This window comes from Methylorubrum rhodesianum, assembly GCF_014199985.1.
Lineage (GTDB): Bacteria > Pseudomonadota > Alphaproteobacteria > Rhizobiales > Beijerinckiaceae > Methylobacterium > Methylobacterium rhodesianum.
In genome coordinates, this window is the sequence record NZ_JACHOS010000006.1 from 237,475 (window position 1) to 254,285 (window position 16,811).

Here is a 16,811-nt window from a genome sequence, read left to right on the forward strand (position 1 = left end):
ACCTCGACCGACGGAGCGTGCTCGCCAGCTTCGCCGCCCTTCACCGTTCCGCAGCCTGCGCTCGCGCGGTTCCGGCATCGGCCGGCGGCACCGCCGCGCCGAGCGCCGCGAGCCCCGTCGTCAGCATCCGTGGCGATGCCCGCTCCAACGTGCAGCGCAAGACGTCGCGGGCCCGGAAAGGTCCATCGCGAAGGTGGAGCGGTCCCCTACTTGGCGTCGGCGGGCAGGGCGGTCGCGAGCGGACCGGCGGGGGCAAGAGGGAAGGCGACCCTGCAGCGCTGGCCACCGGGCAGCTTGAAGTCAGAGTTCGGCAGTTCGAGGCGCACGCCGAAGGTGCCGCTCGCGGCGTCGAACACCTGATCGACCACACTGACTTTGGCCTCGTAGGTGCCGCCGATCGGCTGGTCGAGCTCGACCGTCGCGGTCATGCCCAGCACGATTTCCTTCCAGCGGGACACCGGCAGGTAGGCCTCGACATAGAGCGGATCGAGCTGGACCAGGGTGAAGATCGCGCTGTCCTGTCGCACGAACTCGCCGGCCGACATCAGCCGCTCGGTGACGATGCCGCGGATAGGGCTGCGGATCATGCGCAGTTCAAGCTGCGCTTCGGCCCGCTGCAACTCGATGCCGTTGAGCTTGTGCTTTAGGATCTCGGTCTGAAGGTCGCGCCGGCCGATCTCGTAATCGGCCTCGACTTGGTCAAGTTTCTCCTGAGTGACGATGCCCTTCGAGAGCTGGTTCTGGCGGTCGAGGCGGCGCTTGTATAGCTCGACGCGGGTCTGCTGCGCCTCGATCCCGGCTCTCGATTCCGACTGCGCCCGCGACAGAGCAACGTTGGCCTCTTCCACGCTCGAATCAAGCCGGGCGATGATGTCGCCGGCCTTCACCGTAGCGCCGCGATTGACTGGCACGCTCTTGAGAATACCGAGCGTGGCCGAGCCGATCTTCAGTTTCTGCGCCGGCTCCACGACGCAATCGACGCGGGTCGCCTCGGCCCGCGCCGCAGGGGCGCAGAAGCAGAGGGCCGCGAGCGCCGCGTACATCCGCGCTCGCCGCATTCCGGCCTGGAAGGTCATCGCGAAACAATCCTCATTCAGCGTGGCCGGCGAAGGCCAGGATCCGGTCCTGCATCTGGTCTGAATGCAGCAGGTCGGCGCGCATGCGTCCGTGCAGACGCTCGGTGCGCAACTGCGCATGGCGCAGCAGGCGTGCGCCGAATGCGCGGCCGAGCAGTGCCATGATGCGGCGGGCAGTCCCGCGTCCGACGAGGCCACTGTCCATCAGCGGGTCGTCAAGGGAAAGGATGGCTTGGAAGCAGCCCGGCTCGCCCTGGCGCCCGCTGCGGCCGGCGAGCTGGTCGTCGATTCGCCGTGCATCCTGGCGCTCGACCATGATGACGTGCAGGCCGCCGAGCTCGGCAATGCCAGGGCCTAGTTTTATGTCGGTACCGCGGCCGGCCATGTTCGTCGCCACGGTGATGCGGCCACGCTGCCCAGCTAGCGCCACGATGGCCGCCTCCTGGCCGTCCTGCGCGGCGGAGAGCACCGTGTGCGGCAGCCCGGCCTCCGTGAGATAGGCGCTGGCTCGCGCGGAGGCCGCCACCGAGCGGGTGCCGACGAGGACTGGACAGCCGCCCGCGTGCAGTTCGGCGATGCGCTCGGTGACGCGCCGCCACTTCGCCGCCTCGTCGGGCAGCACCTCGTCGGGGAGGTGGCGCCGCTGCACCGGCCGGTGCGTCGGGATGCGGACCACCGGCAGCCGGTAGACCGTCCAGAACTCGGCGGCGACGCCGCGGGTGGTGCCGGTCATGCCAGCGAGGCGCGGGTAGCGGCGGAAAAAGCGCTGATAGGTCATACGCGCCAGCGTGGTGCGGGCGCCGGAGAGTTCGCAGCCCTCCTTGTGCTCGACCATCTGGTGCAGGCCGTCGCTCCAGCTCCGGTCCGGCATCACCCGGCCGGTATTGGCGTCGACAATAACCACCTTGCCGTCGCGCAGGATGTAGTGCTCGTCCCGGTGGAACAGGTGCAGCGCCGAGAGCGCTTGACGCACCAGGCCTTCGCGGGTGACGCGCCCGCGCCAAGCCGGATCCTGGCCGGGCGCCTCGCTCCGAGCGAGCTCGGCGATTCGCTCGCGGCCGGGATCGGTGAGGACGATCCGGTGCTCGGCCGTCTCGATCCCGTAATCCTCGGGGCTCTTCAGCTCCGCCGCGATCTCCATGGCACGCGCCAGCACCTCCGTGCTGAACTGCGAGCCGGCCGCGGCCGAGATGATGAGCGGCGTGCGGGCCTCGTCGATCAGTACGCTGTCGGCCTCGTCGACGATGGCAAAGTGCAGGCCGCGCAGGCGGAGCTGGGCGAGCCGGCTCGCGCTCGCGTGCAGGCTCTCGAGCTTGAGGCGCACATCGCTGGCGCGTTGGCCCAGCGCGATGCGGTCGCGCAGGTAGTCGAAGGCGAGATCCTTGTTGGTGCAGTAGGTTATGTGGCAGCCATAGGCCTGCGCCCGCTCCGGCTGCTCCTGCTTCTCCTTGATGACGCCGACGGTGAGTCCCAGGGCAGCGTAGAGCGGCCGCATCTCCTCCGCGTCGCGCTCGGCGAGGTAGTCGTTAACCGTGACGACGTGGACCGGAAGGCCGGCCAGCGCCGCCGCGCCTGCGGCCAGCGTCGCCGTGAGGGTCTTGCCCTCGCCAGTGGCCATCTGGGCGACGCGCCCGTCGAGGATGGCGGCGGCACCCATCATCTGGACGCCGTAATGGCGCTGTCCCTTCACTCGCCCCGACATCTCGCGGATCAGCGCAAAGGCCTCTGCGATGTCGGCATCGCGGAAGGTTTTCCGGGCGCGCAGGCCCCCCGTGATCGCCTGGATGCGAAATTGTAGCGCCTCTTCGGACAGTTCGGCGATGTCGTCGGCCTGCGCCAGGGCCGCGCGGGCGATCCGCGCGTAGCGGCGGGCGGCCCAGCCGGCGAGCCCGACCCGCACGCGGCCAATCACCCGCGCAGCGGCCTGATCGAGCCGGCTCGCCTTGAGCGGCTTGCGCTCGGAATAGGCGCGGGCCGGCGGCACGCGGAAGGCGACCCTGGGCGCAGAGCCAGCGAAGAGGGCGAGGGGATCAGACACGGAACTGGCTCAGGAACACCTGCCGCAGGCTGCGCAAAGCGCGCCACGCGATCGGCTCCGCCCCGTGATCGAACCGGAGGTAGACGCGCTCGCCGAGCACGTTGAAGGGGAGGCCGCCGGCGAGCTGGACGTCGAAGACGAAGATGCTCTGGAGCGCCACGGGCTTCTGCGGGTTGCTGGCGTCCACGGCGATGGTGCCGCCGCCCTGCGTCGCGAGGGCGAGGCTCGGGATCTCCTGCTGCGCCCCCGGCACCTCGCGCAAGATGGAGCCGGCGCGAATTTCCTCGGGCTTCTCTGCCAGCCGCGCGGCGACGCCCTGAGTCCGGCTGCGGACCAGGTCTACATCCATCTGCGGCACCACCACCCGCACCACGGGGTCGTCGGCGGTGAGCACGTAGCCAATGCGCTCGCCCCGGCGCAGATACCGCCCCGGCAGATCGACGGCGCCCGGCACGATCAGCCGGCCGGCCTGGGACGCTCGCACCGTGAGGCCGGCCTGCCGCTCGCGGTAGACCCGCAGAATTTCCTGCGTGCTGGCGATCTGCTCCTGGAGGATCTGCGCCTGCACCCTGTCGCCGAGCCGGGCGGCGTCATAGCGTAGGCGCAGTTCGGCGAGCTGCGCCTCCAGCACTGCGACCCGGCTGTCGAGGCTCGGGTCTTCGAGGGTCGCCAGGGCCTCGCCGGCCTGCGCGTCGCGGCCGGGCTCCACCAGCAGCGTGGTCAGGATGCCGTCAGTCTTAGTGCGGATCTGTGTATCGTCGGGCGCCCAGACGACGCCCTGTGCCATCGTCGTGTAGGGCAGGGGCACCACGAACAGCAGGACCAGCACTGCCGCCGTGGCGGCGCTCGTGAGAGTCACCGCCCGGCTCCGGCGCCGGTTCAGCTTCGGATCGGTGAGGATGAACTTGAGGCCCTTCAGGAGGGGCGAGACCACGGTGCCGAACAGCGCGAGCCCGGCCAGCAGCACGCCGAACACGAAGTACTGCGTGGCGATGAAGCTCGCGATCGCGATCGAGACGGTGGTACGGTAGATGAAGGCGGCCACCGCGTAGACGAACAGCCAGGGGCGCTCGCCATCCGCGGTCACCGGATTCTTCGCGCCCTCGATCTTCAGCGCGTAGCGCTCGATCAGGTAGAAGACGTAGCGGTTGGCCCGCGAGCCGAGATTCGGGATCTCGATGAGGTCGGCGAAGATGTAGTAGCCGTCGAAGCGCAGGAGCGGGTTGCCGTTGAACAGCAGCGTCGAGACGCTGCCGATCACCATCACGTTGAAGGCTGCCGCCCGCACGAGGCCCGGCTCTGCCGTGGCCCAGACGATCGCGGCGAGGCCTGCTAGGAACAGCTCGACGAAGATGCCGGCGGCCGCCACCATCATCCGCTGCCACTTGCTGGGGAAGGCGGCGGAGGTCGAGGCATCGACGTAGGGCGCCGGGAACAGCACGAGCAGCATGACGCCGACCTCGTGCACCTCGCCGCCCCATGCCTTGGCAGCGCAGGCGTGCCCCACCTCGTGCAGCGCCTTGATGATCGGGTAGAGGCACATCATCAGCGCGACGTTCTGCGCCGAGAGCATCTGGCCCGCGACGTCGCCGGTCAGCTCGCCCGCGTGCAAGCCGGCCACGACGAGGCCGGAGATCACCACCGCGAGCCAGACCGCGAGCCCCCAGACAGAGAAGAGCGGCCGGAAGTACGGCGCGAGCCGGTCGAGCAGCGGATCGGGGTCGAAGAGCGGGAAGCGCAGGGCCAGCGGGTTCTTCACCCGGGCGATCAAGGTGCGGCGCGCGGTCGATTCCGAGCGCTCGGCGAGTTCGGCAAGATCGGGCGGCAGGTCGCCCTGGAGCAGGTCCGAGCCGTGTAGCTGCGAGATCAGGCGGATCGTGTCGTCCTGAGTCGGCGGGTCATCCTCGTTGCGGCGCGCGGCCGCCTCCCACACCTCCTGCAGAGTGCGGCGCCCGTCCATCATGCACAGGATCAGGTTGGCGGCCGGCGAGAGGCGGTGGAAGCGTCCGGTCTGGTGATCCTGAAGGACGTACCAGACCTCGCCGCGGAAGCTCTGCCGGTGAATCTCGGCGTGGCGGCGCAGGCGCGGGCGCAAGGCCGCGACGCGATACCACGATTGGCTGAATAGGGACTGGGACATGCCTCACCCCCTCACGGCCACCAGTGCCAGAGGGCGAGGCGCACCCAATCGACGATTGGCCGGGCCCAGACCCAGGCGAGCAGCCGTCGGTCGACATCGACCTTGGCGATGCCCTCCATGCCCGGTCGCAGCCGGGTGGCGCCGTCCTCGATCCGGCCCTCGACCCGGAACAGGTTGCGGCCGTTCTTGGCCTCGGCCACAGGGGTGATGGTCTGAATCGTCAATACTTGCGGCTGGTCGGGCAGGGAGGTCGCGAGCACGTGCCCGGTCTGGCCCTCGCGCAGATCGGCGATCAGGCGCTCGTCCACGCTGAGGACGACGCGGTAGCTGTCCAGCGGCGCGATCTCGAACAGCACCTGTCCGCGGCTAATGGCGCCGCCGATGGATTGCGAGAGGTCGCCGGAGACGATCAAACCGTCGAAGGGGGCGGTGAATTTCGAGCGAGCGATCTGCTCATCGAGCAGGCGGATTTGCGCGTCGGCCTGATCGATCTGGCTCTTCACCACGTTGATCGTGGCGGGCTGCCGGGTGGCGAGCGCTTTATCGTACTCGTAGGTGCGCTGCTGGCGCTCGGTGACCCAGCGCAGGCGCTCCAGGGCGAGATCGCGGTCCTCCAGAGCGGCAAGGAGATCACCCTTGCGCACCGTGTCGCCGGCGCGATGCCCGGCGGTCTTCAGGTAGCCGTCGTAGGAGGCGACGACGGAACGGCGCACGAGGCCTTCGACGCGGGCATCGGCGGTCACGCGGTAATCGATCTTGATCACCGAGAGCGCCAGGACCACGGCCAGCGTCGCGGCGAGGCCGAGCTTGAGCCCGGTATGGTTCGGGCCGAAGACCAGCCGCGCGCCGTTCATCACCGCGTCGGTGACCTTCAGCACCAGCCAGCGGTCGTTCTGCCGCTTGTCTTCCAGCACCGGGCCGATAGCGGCGGCGCAGGCGCTCACCTGCTCGACAGTCTCCAGGCTGAACGGCTGGTCGGCGGGTCGCTCCAGAGTGATGGCACCGATGAAGCGATCATCGACGAGCATCGGAACGGTCAGAACCCGGCCGCCATATTGCAGCCGGGCGAGGTCGGCATGCGCCGTGGTGACGGTGGCCTCGTTCTCAGGCGGCGGGAACAGGATCAGGCTGCGCTGGTCAATCGCCTCGTTCATGCAGGCGCCGAGGCGGCGCACGAGGTTCATTTCGCGGCCGAACTGCGCCGAATGCGAGATGGCTGTGATCCGCGCGCTTCCGCGCCGCGTAAAGCCGATCGCCGCGCGCTGGCAGGAAAAGGCAATGGCGAAATCCGTCACCGCGGCGGTGCAGGCGGCGGAGAAGCGGGACTGCTCCAGCACCCCGGCGAGCAGGTCGAGGACGGAGCGCGAGCGGGCCAGCGTCCTGCGCTCGCCCCGGCCGACCAGTTCGGCCTGCTTGGCGACGAGCCACGCGCTGCCCCACTGCACCTGACGGATCGCGGCGCGCAGCTCGTCCTTGTCGAGGCTGTCGAGGGCAAAGGCAGTGACGGCGAAGCACTCGTCGTCCAGAACCAGCGGCAGCGCCACCCACGCCCCCGGCCCCTGCGGCGCGGTGCCGGCATGCGGCCCGGTCTCCGCCATCGCCTGTACGACCGGGCGGTTCTCGCGAAAGGCAGCCTCGGCGGTCTCGCGCAGGCCGACCTCGCACTCGGACTGGGCCGGGAACACGGCGAGCGGGGCGAGCCCGACCGAGGTGCCGGGAAGCAGGACGCAGGCTCGCGGGGCGCCGAGCATCGGCGCCTGAAGCGTGAGCCACGCGTTCGCCGCCGCCTGAAGCGTCTGGGAGGTCCGGAGCACCTGCCACAGGGCCGGCTCCAGCAGGGACAGTCGCGCGGCCGGGCCCGCTGCGGACACACCCGACGCGGACGAGCCCTCCGCCGCCAAACGCTCGCTCATGGTCCCCGGATTCCCTTGAATGACGGCGCTCAGGGTCTTGCTGGATAAGGGCCCCGCCGCCACGCCCTATGGCGCGGCGGCGGGGCCGACGGTCAGGCGTCGAGGTCGAGGCGTCCGTGCCGGTTCTCGTACTCGGTCAGCACGCCGCCGAGGACGGAGTGGAGGCGCTTGGCCGCGAGCGGCGTGAGGATCACGCGGTTCGAGAGATCGACCACCACGCTCTCGGTCTCGGCGAGATTCCAGGTCCGGTTGGTGCCGAAGAACAGATCCACCTGCTCGCGGGTGCCCTGCACGTTCACGACGTTGGCGAACTGGGTCGACATGCTGTCTTCCCGCCATTCGATCGCACGCACCTGATCGGCGGCACCGGGCTTGCTGCTCTCGCTCACGACTGCTCCCTCATCTGCGCGCATCACCGCGCGAAGCGACCTTGAGCTCCTCGACATCACCGCCGGGCTGATGCCAGACTGGATCGCGAAGCCTAAGTCCTCATCAAGACATTGCACGAATAAAGCCGTCGTTGAACGACGGCTTGCCTTGGCACCCAGCGAAACCAAGTCGCCTTGCATTTATGGCACACAGGGCGATAGGAGCTATTGCACGGTTTGTGCGATTCGATCACGAATGGAATGTGGCGGCGGCAATGGCCACGAAGAAAAATGCGTTGATCCAGCGTCTCAATTTAATGCCGTCTTCAGGCCAGAGGTTTGGCCGGGTCCCGTGCCGCAGCCTGATCTTGGCTTCACGCTGATGCCGGATGGGGGAGGGCGCGGGATCGCGGTACCGGAAGTGCCGGAGGTGGCGTTTCCGCGCGTGGACTGCTTCCTCGAAAGCGAAGCCGCCGCGCACGCCCTCGGCTTCGCCTTCACCTCTGGTTTGATCGACCGGCTCGCCCGCCGGGCGGATACTGCGGCGGTGGAGCTTGCCGACGAGTTTCGGTTTGAGCGGCCCCAATTTGCGTGCCTGATCGGCCTCCTCGTCGGCGCCGGCATCGCCGCCGAACCAGAGCCGGGCCGGATCGGGCTGACCGAGGCGTTCCGCGCCGTGCTGCCCTGCCGCGACCTGATCGAGGCCAAGCTCGCCTTCGCCGCCGCCGCGTCCGAGGATCTGCGCCAGCATTTTCCCGCCTTCGTGGCGGACCTGCCGGCCTTCATGGCGGCCTCGCGCACCTTCGAGCTGTTCCGCTACGACCGCTGCTTCGAAATCACTCCGGACAACCTCGACGCGACCCGGCGCTGGGTCGCCTACACCACCTGCCTGACCCGCTACGAGGCCGGGCCGTGCCTCGACCGGATCGAGCCCGGCCGGCATCTTCGCCTGCTCGATCTCGGCGGCAATAGCGGCGAGTTCGCTGCCCAGGCCTGCCGCCGCGCCCCGAACCTGACCGCGACGGTGTTCGACCTACCCGTCGTCTGCGCCCTCGGCCGCGAGAACCTCGCGAACCGGGCGGAGGGCGCCCGCGTCATGTTCCTGGCCGGCGACATGCGGCGTGGTCCCATACCCGAGGGACACGACCTCGTGACCTTCAAGTCGGTGCTGCACGATTGGCCGGCGGAGGAAGCCCGTGCCCTGCTCGAACAGGCCGCGCGCGCGCTCGCCCCCGGCGGGCGACTCGTGATCTACGAGCGGGCGCCCATGGCCCTGCGCCAGCGCCCCCTCGGCTACGTCCAATCCGCCGACCTCGTGTTCCAGCCCTTCTTCCGGGATGCCGACCTCTACATCGAGACGCTGGCCATGCTCGGCTTCGTCGATTGCACCGTCCGGGGTCTCGCGCTGGAGACGCCTTTCCACCTGATCGAGTCACGCAAGCCCGGCGGTGTCCGGTGAGCGAGCCCTTCGTGCTCGCAATCTGCGGACCGCCGGGCAGCGGCAAGTCCACTCTGTCCCACGCCCTATCGGAGCGGTTCGGCGGCGCGCCCGTGCTCGCCTACGACGCCTACGAGGAAATCACCGGCTGGCCGCCGGAGCGGGTGGCGGCGTGGCTCGCCAGCGGCGCGCCCCTCAACGCGGTGCCGGTGCCGGGGCTCACCGAGGATCTCGCCCAGCTGCGGCGCGGCGAGCCCGTGCCGGACCGGGAGCGCGGCGGCACGCTGCGCCTGTCGCGGCGCGTGGCGCGCCCCGTGATCGTTCTCGACACCCTGCTCGGCCGAGCCCATCCCGGCACGGGCGCACAGATCGACCATCTGGTCTGGCTCGATCTGCCCCTCGACGTCGCACTGGCGCGCAAGCTGCGCAGCTTCACCGGTGAGGGGCAGCGCGACCCCTCTGCGGCCTCCAGGCTTCTTGCGGGGCTCGATGCCTATCTCGGACGCTACGACACCCTGCTGCACCCGACCTACGCGCTCCAGCGCGAACGGGTGCGGCCGGCGGCCGACCAGATTCTCAGCGCCGGCACGCTCGCCGAGCACCTCGACGCCATTCAGTCCGAAATCCAATCTACCCTCACGCCCGTCCCGACGCCGACGGCGTGAGGGGCGATGCTCGCGGAGCCGATAACTCGATGTTCAGGTCCGAACGCTCCGCGCCTCCGCGCTTGGTCGTCGCTGGCGGCGGTCCCGCCGGCTGGATGGCCGCGCTCTACCTGAAACGTGTCCTGCGCCGGGCCGGCTGGACGGTCACCCTCGTCGGGTCGGCCCCGGCCGCGGGGTCCTCCGCCGCCCTGGCGACGCGCCCGGCCTTCACCCGCTTTCTCAAGGGATTCGGGATCGACGAGGCGATCTTCATGCGCCGCTGCGCGGCGACCTATCGGCTCGCCAGCCGCTACGACGATTGGTTCGCCGAGGGTCAGGGCCACTGGCATCCCTTCGGTGCCTGCGGCCCGCGGATCGCCGGCCGCGACCTGTTCCACTACTGGATGAAGCTTCGCAGCGAGGGCGCCGAGGACGAGGCCGGAGATTACGCCGATTACGCGCCCCAGGCGCTGATGGCGGCCGCAGGGCGCGGGCCCCGCCCCGTGGCAGACCGGTCCTCGCTCACCGAGTCCGGCGATTACGGCTATCACCTCGACCGGACCGCCCTCGTTCGTTTCCTGCGCGAGCTGGCGCTCTCCGAAGGCGTGCGTGGGGTAACAGGGCGGGTCCGCGAGATCGAGCGCGACCTCTACGGCGATGTCGGCGCCCTCGTTCTCGACCGAGGGCTGAAGGTCGAGGGCGATATCTTCCTCGATTGTACGGGTGCCACCGCGCAACTCATCGGCACTGCGCTCGGCGAGGCCTGGGTCGCGGGCGGCGGCCCCGGAGACCGCGTAGCCCGCCTGTCCCTCTCGCGATCGCCCGAGGTGCTGCCCTTCACGGCCTATCGCGGCTGGGCGGAGGGATGGACGGCGTCGCTGCCGCTGGCCGATCGCACGGAGCACCTCTTCGTCTATGACAGCCGGACCACGCCGCCGGATGCGGCGGCGGCCACCCTGCGACGCGCCTTCGATGGCGAGGCGGGCATCGTCGACGCGGAGTTGCGTCACGGTCGCCGCGCCGCACCGTGGCAGCGCAACGTCGTCGCCCTCGGTGCGGCGGCCGGAGCGGTCGAGCCGCTCCTCGGCTTCGATCTCGATCTCGTCCTGGCCGGACTCGAGACCTTCCTCGCCACCCTGCCGCGGCAGGGGGAAGGGGGCGATGTGCTCCGCCGCGCCTATGCCGCGCGCCTGAACCGCTTCCACGACGATGCGGCCGAGGCGGTGGCCGCGCATTACGTTCTCGGCCGCCGGTCGGAGCCGTTCTGGGCGGCCGCCCGCGCGGTGACGATTCCCGACCGGCTCGCCGACCGCCTCGACCTCTACGAGTTGGCCGGGCATGTCGCGTTGTCCGAGGAGGCGCCGTTCAGCGAGGGCGATCACTACCTCCTGTTCTCCGGCGCCGATTTCCTGCCGCGTCGGCCCTTCGCTCCGGTCGATGTCGCCGATGGCCGCGAGATCGCCCGTCTGCTCGCCAGCATCCGTGCCCAGTCGGCCCAGATCGCCGAGGCCATGGCGCCGCATGTCCGTCTGATGGACACGTTGCACGGCCAGGCACCCTTCGCTGGGCCTGCGGTACGCATCGCGGCGGCTTCGGCGCCGGTCGGCCCAGCGGGCTTGCGCCGGACGCCGGAGGGCGCGTGTCTCGCCGATCTGGTCGCGGGGCTCGGCCAGCCCTTCGGCTACGAGCGCTCGGTGAAGGCCTCCCCGGCGGGATTGCAGACCGACCGCTTTCTCATGAGCCTGCACCGCGCGAGCCTCGGCCTCGCGCCCGAGACGACGCTCGACCGGCTGGCCGCCGGGCTCGGACTGCCGGAGCGGGAGCGCGCGGAGGCCGCCAGTCTGATCGGCGGGGCGGACATCCTCCATCTCGGCTACGAGGACGGCCCGTCGGGCGCGCTCTACAAGCTCTATGTCGAATGGTCGTCGCGCACCGACGCGGCCTGGACCGGAGCGGACGAGGCGGGCGCGGAGCCGATGCTGGTCCATCGCGCCTACAAGTGGAAGCCTGGGGGAACGCATCCGCCCGTCGTCACCCTCTACCATTGGCCACGGGTGCGCGGCCCCGAGGAGATCGAGGCGCGGTTGAACCGGATGGCCGGCGAGTGGGGGGCGGTCGGCGCCCCCGCCCGCGACACCGCCCAGGCGATCCTGCTTCTGGCGCAGGAGCGCGGGCGCGGTGCGGTCCACTATCTCGAAGCCCGCGAAGAGCCGGGACGGCGCCTGTCCTACGACCTCAACCTCTATGCCTGCGGCCTGACCGTGGCCGATGCGGAGCCGCTGCTCGGCCAAGCCTTCGTCGATCTCGGGACGCCGCGCGAGGCGGCCGCAAGGGTCCTGCGAGAGAGGCTTCAGGAGACCTTGGGGCATGTCGCCGGCGGCGCCGGGCGGGACGGCCAGCCCTTCGTCACCGTATATTCCGGCGTCGCGGGCGGATGACTGGTCTCGACCCCGCCCGCCTGGAACTGACCGAGCCGGGTGACCGCTACGCCGACTACTGCCTGTGGGATTACGAGCCGGTCGGGCCGACGGCGGGACGCCTGCGGCAGGCGAGCCTGCTCTGGCACTCGCTGGCCTGCGCGGGCGCAGATCCGAAGCTGTTCGCGATCTGCGACGCGCTGCGCGACGGCCTCGGGCCCGGCCGCAGCGTCTGGGGCGCCAAGCTCCGGGACGGTGTCACCACCTGGGAGTTCTACTTCTACGACTACGCCCGGGTGGAGCGCACGGTCTCGATCGAGCGCGTGCTGACGATCCTGGCGCCGTTCGCGCCCTGCGATCTGCGCTATGCGGGCGCGCGGCCCTACTTCATGTTCTCGCTCGACCTCGACGACGCCCTGGCTCGGGGCGAGCGGAGCTTCGATCGCCTCAACATCTATGTCGGCAATCCCGGTAGCAGCGTCTCGTCCGGCCTCAGCTACGGGCTCACTGCCGACGGCCTCGTCTTCAACAACCTCTACAGCTTCTTCGACGCCGCTCGCGAGCGCGACGCGATTGCGGCCAAGGCCGCCTGCTCGGCCCATTTCGATCTGCCCGGCCTCGATCTCGACGCGATCCTGTGGCCCGAACTGATGCGTTGCGGCGTCGTGGTCGTGGCCAACAAGCGCCTGTGCGACGGCGTCTATTTCTCGCGGGTGGGCATCGACGGCCTCATCGCCTTCCTCGACCGGCTCGCCTATCCGCCCGCGATCCGCGACTTCGTGCGCTTGGAGCGGCGGCGCCTGTCACACTTGCTGTTCGATGTCGGGATCGACTACGCGGTGATCGACGGCAGGCTGACGGTGACGAAGAGCGCGTATTACGGTCTGCTCTGAAGGGCTGGGACGACGCCATGGGACGCTACGACCACGCCGCCTACGTCTCCCTGACGATGGAGTTTCGCTGCAACCTCAAATGCGTTCACTGCATGGTCGAAGGCACGATGGACCGGCTCGCGCCGGAGTCGGATGCGCATTTCGAGGAGATCCTCGCCCTCAACGCCCGCGAGCGGCGCTGGGTCGGTCTGATCTTGACCGGGTCCGAGATCACCCTGCGGCGCGACCTGCCCGAACTGGCGCGCCGGGCGCGGGCGAGCGGCTTTGCGCATGTCCGCATTCAGACCCACGGCATGCATCTCGGCCAGCCGAGCTACTGCCACCGGCTGGTCGAGGCGGGCGTCGACGAGTTCTTCGTCTCCATCGCCGGCAGCGATGCGGCGAGCCACGACGCGCTGACCCTGGTGCCGGGCTCGTTCGAGCGCGCCCTGCGCGGCCTGGAGACCCTCGATGCGATGGAGGGCGTCGAAACCCTGACCAACACCGTGGTGACCGAGCGGAGCTACCGCCTGCTGCCCGATCTCGTCACGCGGCTCGGCCATCTCCAGCGCCTGACCCAGATGGAGTTCTGGGTCTACTTCCCCATGTCGGAGCGCGACGAGAAGGGCCTCGTCGCCCGCCACGCCGACGTCCTGCCTTATCTGCGCGAGGCGGTCTTGCGCGCCCGCGCGTTCGGGCGCACCGTCGAGGTGAAGAACTTCCCCGAATGCCTGCTCGGCGAACTGGGCAATGCCCTCGTCAACGGCCAGCCCGAACTGCACATCGACCCGGATTTCTGGCGAGAATTCGAACGCAACGGCTTCTATCAATGCGCCCACCGCGAGGCCTGCGCCTCCCGTGAATGCCTCGGCCTGAATACCGCCTACGTCGCGAAATTCGGGCTCGAAGCCGATCTCGTTCACCCCTTGCCCGCGCCCCGGCGGCAGGCATGGAGCCGGGCTCCGGCCTGAACCGGCGGTGCCGCCTCTCCGGCAAGGGACGCGTCGAAACAAGGTTCTTTCGCGATCCGATCATCTCGTCCCGCCGGCCACCCTTCGGGACGATGCCCTATTGGTTCCCGAGCCGGGGCCACCAGTCGTGTAGGACGTCGAGATCGGTCCGCGCACCCTTCTGGGCTAGGGCTACCTGCTCGGCCCGGAACTCGCTCGCGGTGATGCCGAACTGGGCGCGGAAGCTGCGGCTGAAATGGACCTTGCCGCGAAACCCGAAATCGGCCGCGAGCCGGGAGAGGCGGCGGGTCTCCAGCGGGTCGCTGAGGGCGGCCCGGACGGCCAGGAGCCGGCGCTCCTGGACCGAGCGCATGATGCCGCCGTAGGGGGCGAACATCCGGTAGAGGGTCGCGCGCGACACGCCGATCTCGTTGGCGATCATCTCCGGCGACAGGTCCGGCGAGGCGAGGTGGGTGCGGATCGCCTGCTCTGCGAGCGTGAGATGACAGGTAGCGAGCGTCGGTGTCGCGGCGGCCTCCTCGGTCCGGGAAGGATCGAGGAGCGCGCGCAGGAAATCGAGCGTCTGCGCCACGACCTCCTCGACATCCGGCTCTTCGATCAGCGTGCTGCGTTCACGCAGCGCGATGAGATGGGCGGCCAGAAGCCGGTTGCGCCCGGCATCGAGCCGGGGCGGCAGCGGGTTGTCGGCCAAGCCCGGCAACAAGGCTCTCGGGACGACGAGCGCGATCGTGTCCGACGAGGCCGCGAGCGTGTCGACCTCCTGGGCGAGGTCGATGATCGCGACCTGCGATGACCAGATCGTGGTTTGCTGTCCGCTGATGAGGCCGCTGAAACCGCCGACATTGTAGAAATGGAAGAGGATGTGATCCGACGTGCGGGCGATGAGGTCTCGGTCGCGGCGATAGCTCTGCGCCCCGAACACCACCCGTGCCACCATGATGTCGCCGATGACGGCGCCGCTCGCCGAGCCGGTGGGACTTTGCTGACCCGGATGGAAGGCCCGCGGCTCGAACAGGGGGCCGACGACGCCTTTCCAGATTTCAGCCGCCGTTTCGTGAGGCAGCCCGGTCGTGAGGTAATCCAGCCGCTGGAGAAGGGTCACGTGACAATCTACTTCCAACGAAACGATCGGGAGCCTTTTCCAATTCCGGCTGTGGTCGCCGAGATTTGGCAGAAAAGGAGGGAATATCCGTGATTATGCTGTTCCTGACGAGCTTATTGGAAGAGATACGATTGATATTGGAAAATATTCCAACATAGACTGCGAAACATCACTCGCGTCCCCACTAGATAGCCCTGAGTTGTGCTGCGCCCTTAAGGCATCGAGGAAGTTAAAGTAGCCTGTGAGGGTTTCAAGAGGCACCGTCCTCTGCAGTCATTGCTTGGACGATGACCGGGGCATTCGTTGCCGCTGGCCTAGTGCTTGCAATTTCATTGCGCAGAACAAATCCTTTCGCATAATAGCGTATATCTCAGTTTATGCGCTCGTCGATTGGCGAAATTTTCAATGAATTTTGCAAAATATCTTTGTAATGAAATCGTCGCGGCACGATTTGTAGTATTTTTATATCAAATTAGAAGATATTCTGATGACAACATTCTGCCAGTGCTTCGCCAGCCACGCAGATCGATTCAGCAATGGCGTAGCAACGCTGTACTCGCGTGCCCGCCTATCGGAGCGACCGCCCAGCTTCGACGTTGTGTCGAGCCGGGCACAGCCCTTTGACAATTTTTGCGATGACCTCGCGCGCGATGGCTTCCGAACCCGCGCGATCGAGAATGAGCCGCGATGACAGATCCTTTCCGATGAGGCCGTTGCGGCCCTGCCAACGAGGTCAGCATCTGAGACGCTGGATCAATCGAAAAAACGGAACCATCCCTCCGCAGCGTGGGGCGGTACTGATATGCAGCGGAGGGCGAAGATGCGGAAATCGCACAAGCGTCGCAATGTGGGGTCGGAATGAGTAAGCAGCTTCTCATCTACGAGCGTGCCGTGCCGGTCACTCGGCAGCGTCACGGATCATGGTCCGTGAAGGCCGGTGCGTCGTTCGATTTCGCCCGCGGCGTCAATTCGGTGCCGCTCATGGTCGCCGAGTTTCCGAATTCGGCGGCCGAATATGCCATCGTGTTTGGTGGTGCTGCCGACGAGATCATTCCGGTCGCTCTTCTCGGAATTCGCGACAACGAGAACTTGTACGTATCCGAGTCGGGTTCGTGGAGCGGTTCGTACGTCCCGGCCTTCCTGCGCCGTTACCCGTTCGTGTTTTCGAGCGACAACGCGAACGAGGCCGATGCCACCTTCACGCTCTGCGTCGACGAGGATTTCTCGGGCTGCAACGACGAGGGTCGGGGCGAGCGCCTTTTCGACGCCGACGGCGAGCGGACACAGTATCTGCAGAACGTCCTGGGCTTCCTTCAGGCTTATCAGGTGCAGTTCCAGCGCACGAAGCTGTTCGTGAAGCGCCTGCAGGAGTTCGGCCTTCTGGAGCCGATGCAGGCGCAGTTCACGCTGCGCAGCGGTCAACGCTCGACGCTGTCCGGCTTCAGCGTGGTCAGCCGGGATCGCCTGAAGGCTCTGTCGGCCGAGCAGCTCGCCGAGCTGATGCAGGCGGACGAGATGGAGCTGATCTACCTGCATCTCGCCTCACTGCGGAACCTTGCGCCGATCGCCGAGCGCATCGGTGCCCCGGCCGAGGCTGCGCAGGCGGACGAGACCGCACCGGCCTCTCCAGCCGACTTCGAGACCTCGGGCAACGCCTGATCTCGAAGCGCTCCCGGTCGAGGCCGGGAGCCATGGGCCGACGCGCAGCCGCTGAGCGCCGGCCGAAATCCAAAATAGCGGTGGTGATGATCCCGGCGGCTTAGCAGGCCTACCGGGACCTGTGTCTTTGCGCGCCCGGTCAGGCCGCGCAGGTTCCGGTTGGAGAGAGCGGC

General features: G+C 68.4%; 13 protein-coding genes. 6 read left to right on the forward strand and 7 right to left on the reverse strand.

Annotated features, from left to right (window positions below; all coding sequences use genetic code 11):
- Positions 1-206: 206 nt before the first annotated feature.
- From HNR01_RS11180 to HNR01_RS27575, 6 genes are all read right to left on the reverse strand, one after another.
- Entirely contained in the window at positions 207-1,076 is an 870-nt protein-coding gene (locus HNR01_RS11180; RefSeq protein WP_017484812.1) for an efflux RND transporter periplasmic adaptor subunit, read from the reverse strand.
- A gap of 13 nt (positions 1,077-1,089) precedes the next feature.
- A complete protein-coding gene (locus HNR01_RS11185) occupies positions 1,090-3,114 on the reverse strand; it encodes a preprotein translocase subunit SecA (protein WP_017484811.1) in 2,025 nt (674 codons plus the stop codon).
- On the reverse strand, positions 3,107-5,254 hold the full coding sequence (locus tag HNR01_RS11190) for a PqqD family peptide modification chaperone (RefSeq protein WP_017484810.1): 2,148 nt from the start codon (positions 5,252-5,254) through the stop codon (positions 3,107-3,109). Before HNR01_RS11190 ends, HNR01_RS11185 begins: the two co-directional genes overlap by 8 nt.
- An 11-nt stretch (positions 5,255-5,265) precedes the next feature.
- Positions 5,266-7,167 carry an efflux RND transporter periplasmic adaptor subunit gene (locus tag HNR01_RS11195; RefSeq protein WP_183667777.1) on the reverse strand — a complete coding sequence of 634 codons (1,902 nt, stop codon included), beginning with the start codon at positions 7,165-7,167 and terminating at the stop codon, positions 5,266-5,268.
- 92 nt (positions 7,168-7,259) lie between these two features.
- Positions 7,260-7,556, reverse strand: coding sequence for a DUF3467 domain-containing protein (locus HNR01_RS11200; RefSeq protein WP_003606160.1), 297 nt, complete (start codon positions 7,554-7,556; stop codon positions 7,260-7,262).
- Between the two features lie 229 nt (positions 7,557-7,785).
- The gene (locus HNR01_RS27575; RefSeq protein WP_246417469.1) at positions 7,786-8,286 is read right to left on the reverse strand and encodes a hypothetical protein; all 501 of its coding nucleotides are present in this window, start codon (positions 8,284-8,286) and stop codon (positions 7,786-7,788) included.
- Between HNR01_RS27575 and HNR01_RS11205 the strand changes: the two genes are divergently transcribed.
- From HNR01_RS11205 to HNR01_RS11225, 5 genes are read left to right on the forward strand one after another with little or no spacing between them, the layout of a single operon-like run.
- Positions 8,212-8,994 (forward strand): methyltransferase, encoded by a 783-nt coding sequence (locus HNR01_RS11205; RefSeq protein WP_309236177.1) that lies wholly within the window; start codon positions 8,212-8,214, stop codon positions 8,992-8,994. The two genes, HNR01_RS27575 and HNR01_RS11205, sit on opposite strands and share 75 nt — an antisense overlap.
- Complete coding sequence (locus HNR01_RS11210) at positions 8,991-9,638, forward strand: nucleoside/nucleotide kinase family protein (RefSeq protein WP_017484807.1); 648 nt, start codon at positions 8,991-8,993, stop codon at positions 9,636-9,638. The genes HNR01_RS11205 and HNR01_RS11210 overlap by 4 nt, the downstream gene beginning before the upstream one ends.
- Before the next feature lie 29 nt (positions 9,639-9,667).
- A complete protein-coding gene (locus tag HNR01_RS11215) occupies positions 9,668-12,055 on the forward strand; it encodes a tryptophan 7-halogenase (RefSeq protein ID WP_017484806.1) in 2,388 nt (795 codons plus the stop codon).
- The gene (locus tag HNR01_RS11220; protein ID WP_017484805.1) at positions 12,052-12,927 is read left to right on the forward strand and encodes a hypothetical protein; all 876 of its coding nucleotides are present in this window, start codon (positions 12,052-12,054) and stop codon (positions 12,925-12,927) included. The genes HNR01_RS11215 and HNR01_RS11220 overlap by 4 nt, the downstream gene beginning before the upstream one ends.
- Before the next feature lie 17 nt (positions 12,928-12,944).
- A complete protein-coding gene (locus HNR01_RS11225) occupies positions 12,945-13,877 on the forward strand; it encodes a radical SAM protein (RefSeq protein WP_017484804.1) in 933 nt (310 codons plus the stop codon).
- A gap of 97 nt (positions 13,878-13,974) precedes the next feature.
- On the opposite strand, the gene HNR01_RS11230 is transcribed toward HNR01_RS11225, so the two are convergent.
- A complete protein-coding gene (locus HNR01_RS11230) occupies positions 13,975-14,979 on the reverse strand; it encodes a helix-turn-helix domain-containing protein (protein WP_017484803.1) in 1,005 nt (334 codons plus the stop codon).
- An 858-nt stretch (positions 14,980-15,837) separates the two neighbouring features.
- Between HNR01_RS11230 and HNR01_RS11235 the strand changes: the two genes are divergently transcribed.
- Positions 15,838-16,638: a SapC family protein gene (locus tag HNR01_RS11235; RefSeq protein ID WP_017484802.1), complete on the forward strand. Its 801-nt coding sequence runs from the start codon at positions 15,838-15,840 to the stop codon at positions 16,636-16,638.
- Positions 16,639-16,811 lie beyond the last annotated feature (173 nt).

Excerpts from the sequence above, each read along its gene's own strand:
- HNR01_RS11180 (WP_017484812.1), bottom strand. The coding sequence starts at position 1,076 with ATGACCTTCCAGGCCGGAATGCGGCGAGCGCGGATGTACGCGGCGCTC.
- HNR01_RS11190 (WP_017484810.1), bottom strand. The coding sequence starts at position 5,254 with ATGTCCCAGTCCCTATTCAGCCAATCGTGGTATCGCGTCGCGGCCTTG.
- HNR01_RS11195 (WP_183667777.1), bottom strand. The coding sequence starts at position 7,167 with ATGAGCGAGCGTTTGGCGGCGGAGGGCTCGTCCGCGTCGGGTGTGTCC.
- HNR01_RS27575 (WP_246417469.1), bottom strand. The coding sequence starts at position 8,286 with ATGCTGGCGCAGATCCTCGGACGCGGCGGCGGCGAAGGCGAGCTTGGC.
- HNR01_RS11215 (WP_017484806.1), top strand. The coding sequence starts at position 9,668 with ATGTTCAGGTCCGAACGCTCCGCGCCTCCGCGCTTGGTCGTCGCTGGC.
- HNR01_RS11220 (WP_017484805.1), top strand. The coding sequence starts at position 12,052 with ATGACTGGTCTCGACCCCGCCCGCCTGGAACTGACCGAGCCGGGTGAC.
- HNR01_RS11225 (WP_017484804.1), top strand. The coding sequence starts at position 12,945 with ATGGGACGCTACGACCACGCCGCCTACGTCTCCCTGACGATGGAGTTT.
- HNR01_RS11235 (WP_017484802.1), top strand. The coding sequence starts at position 15,838 with ATGAGTAAGCAGCTTCTCATCTACGAGCGTGCCGTGCCGGTCACTCGG.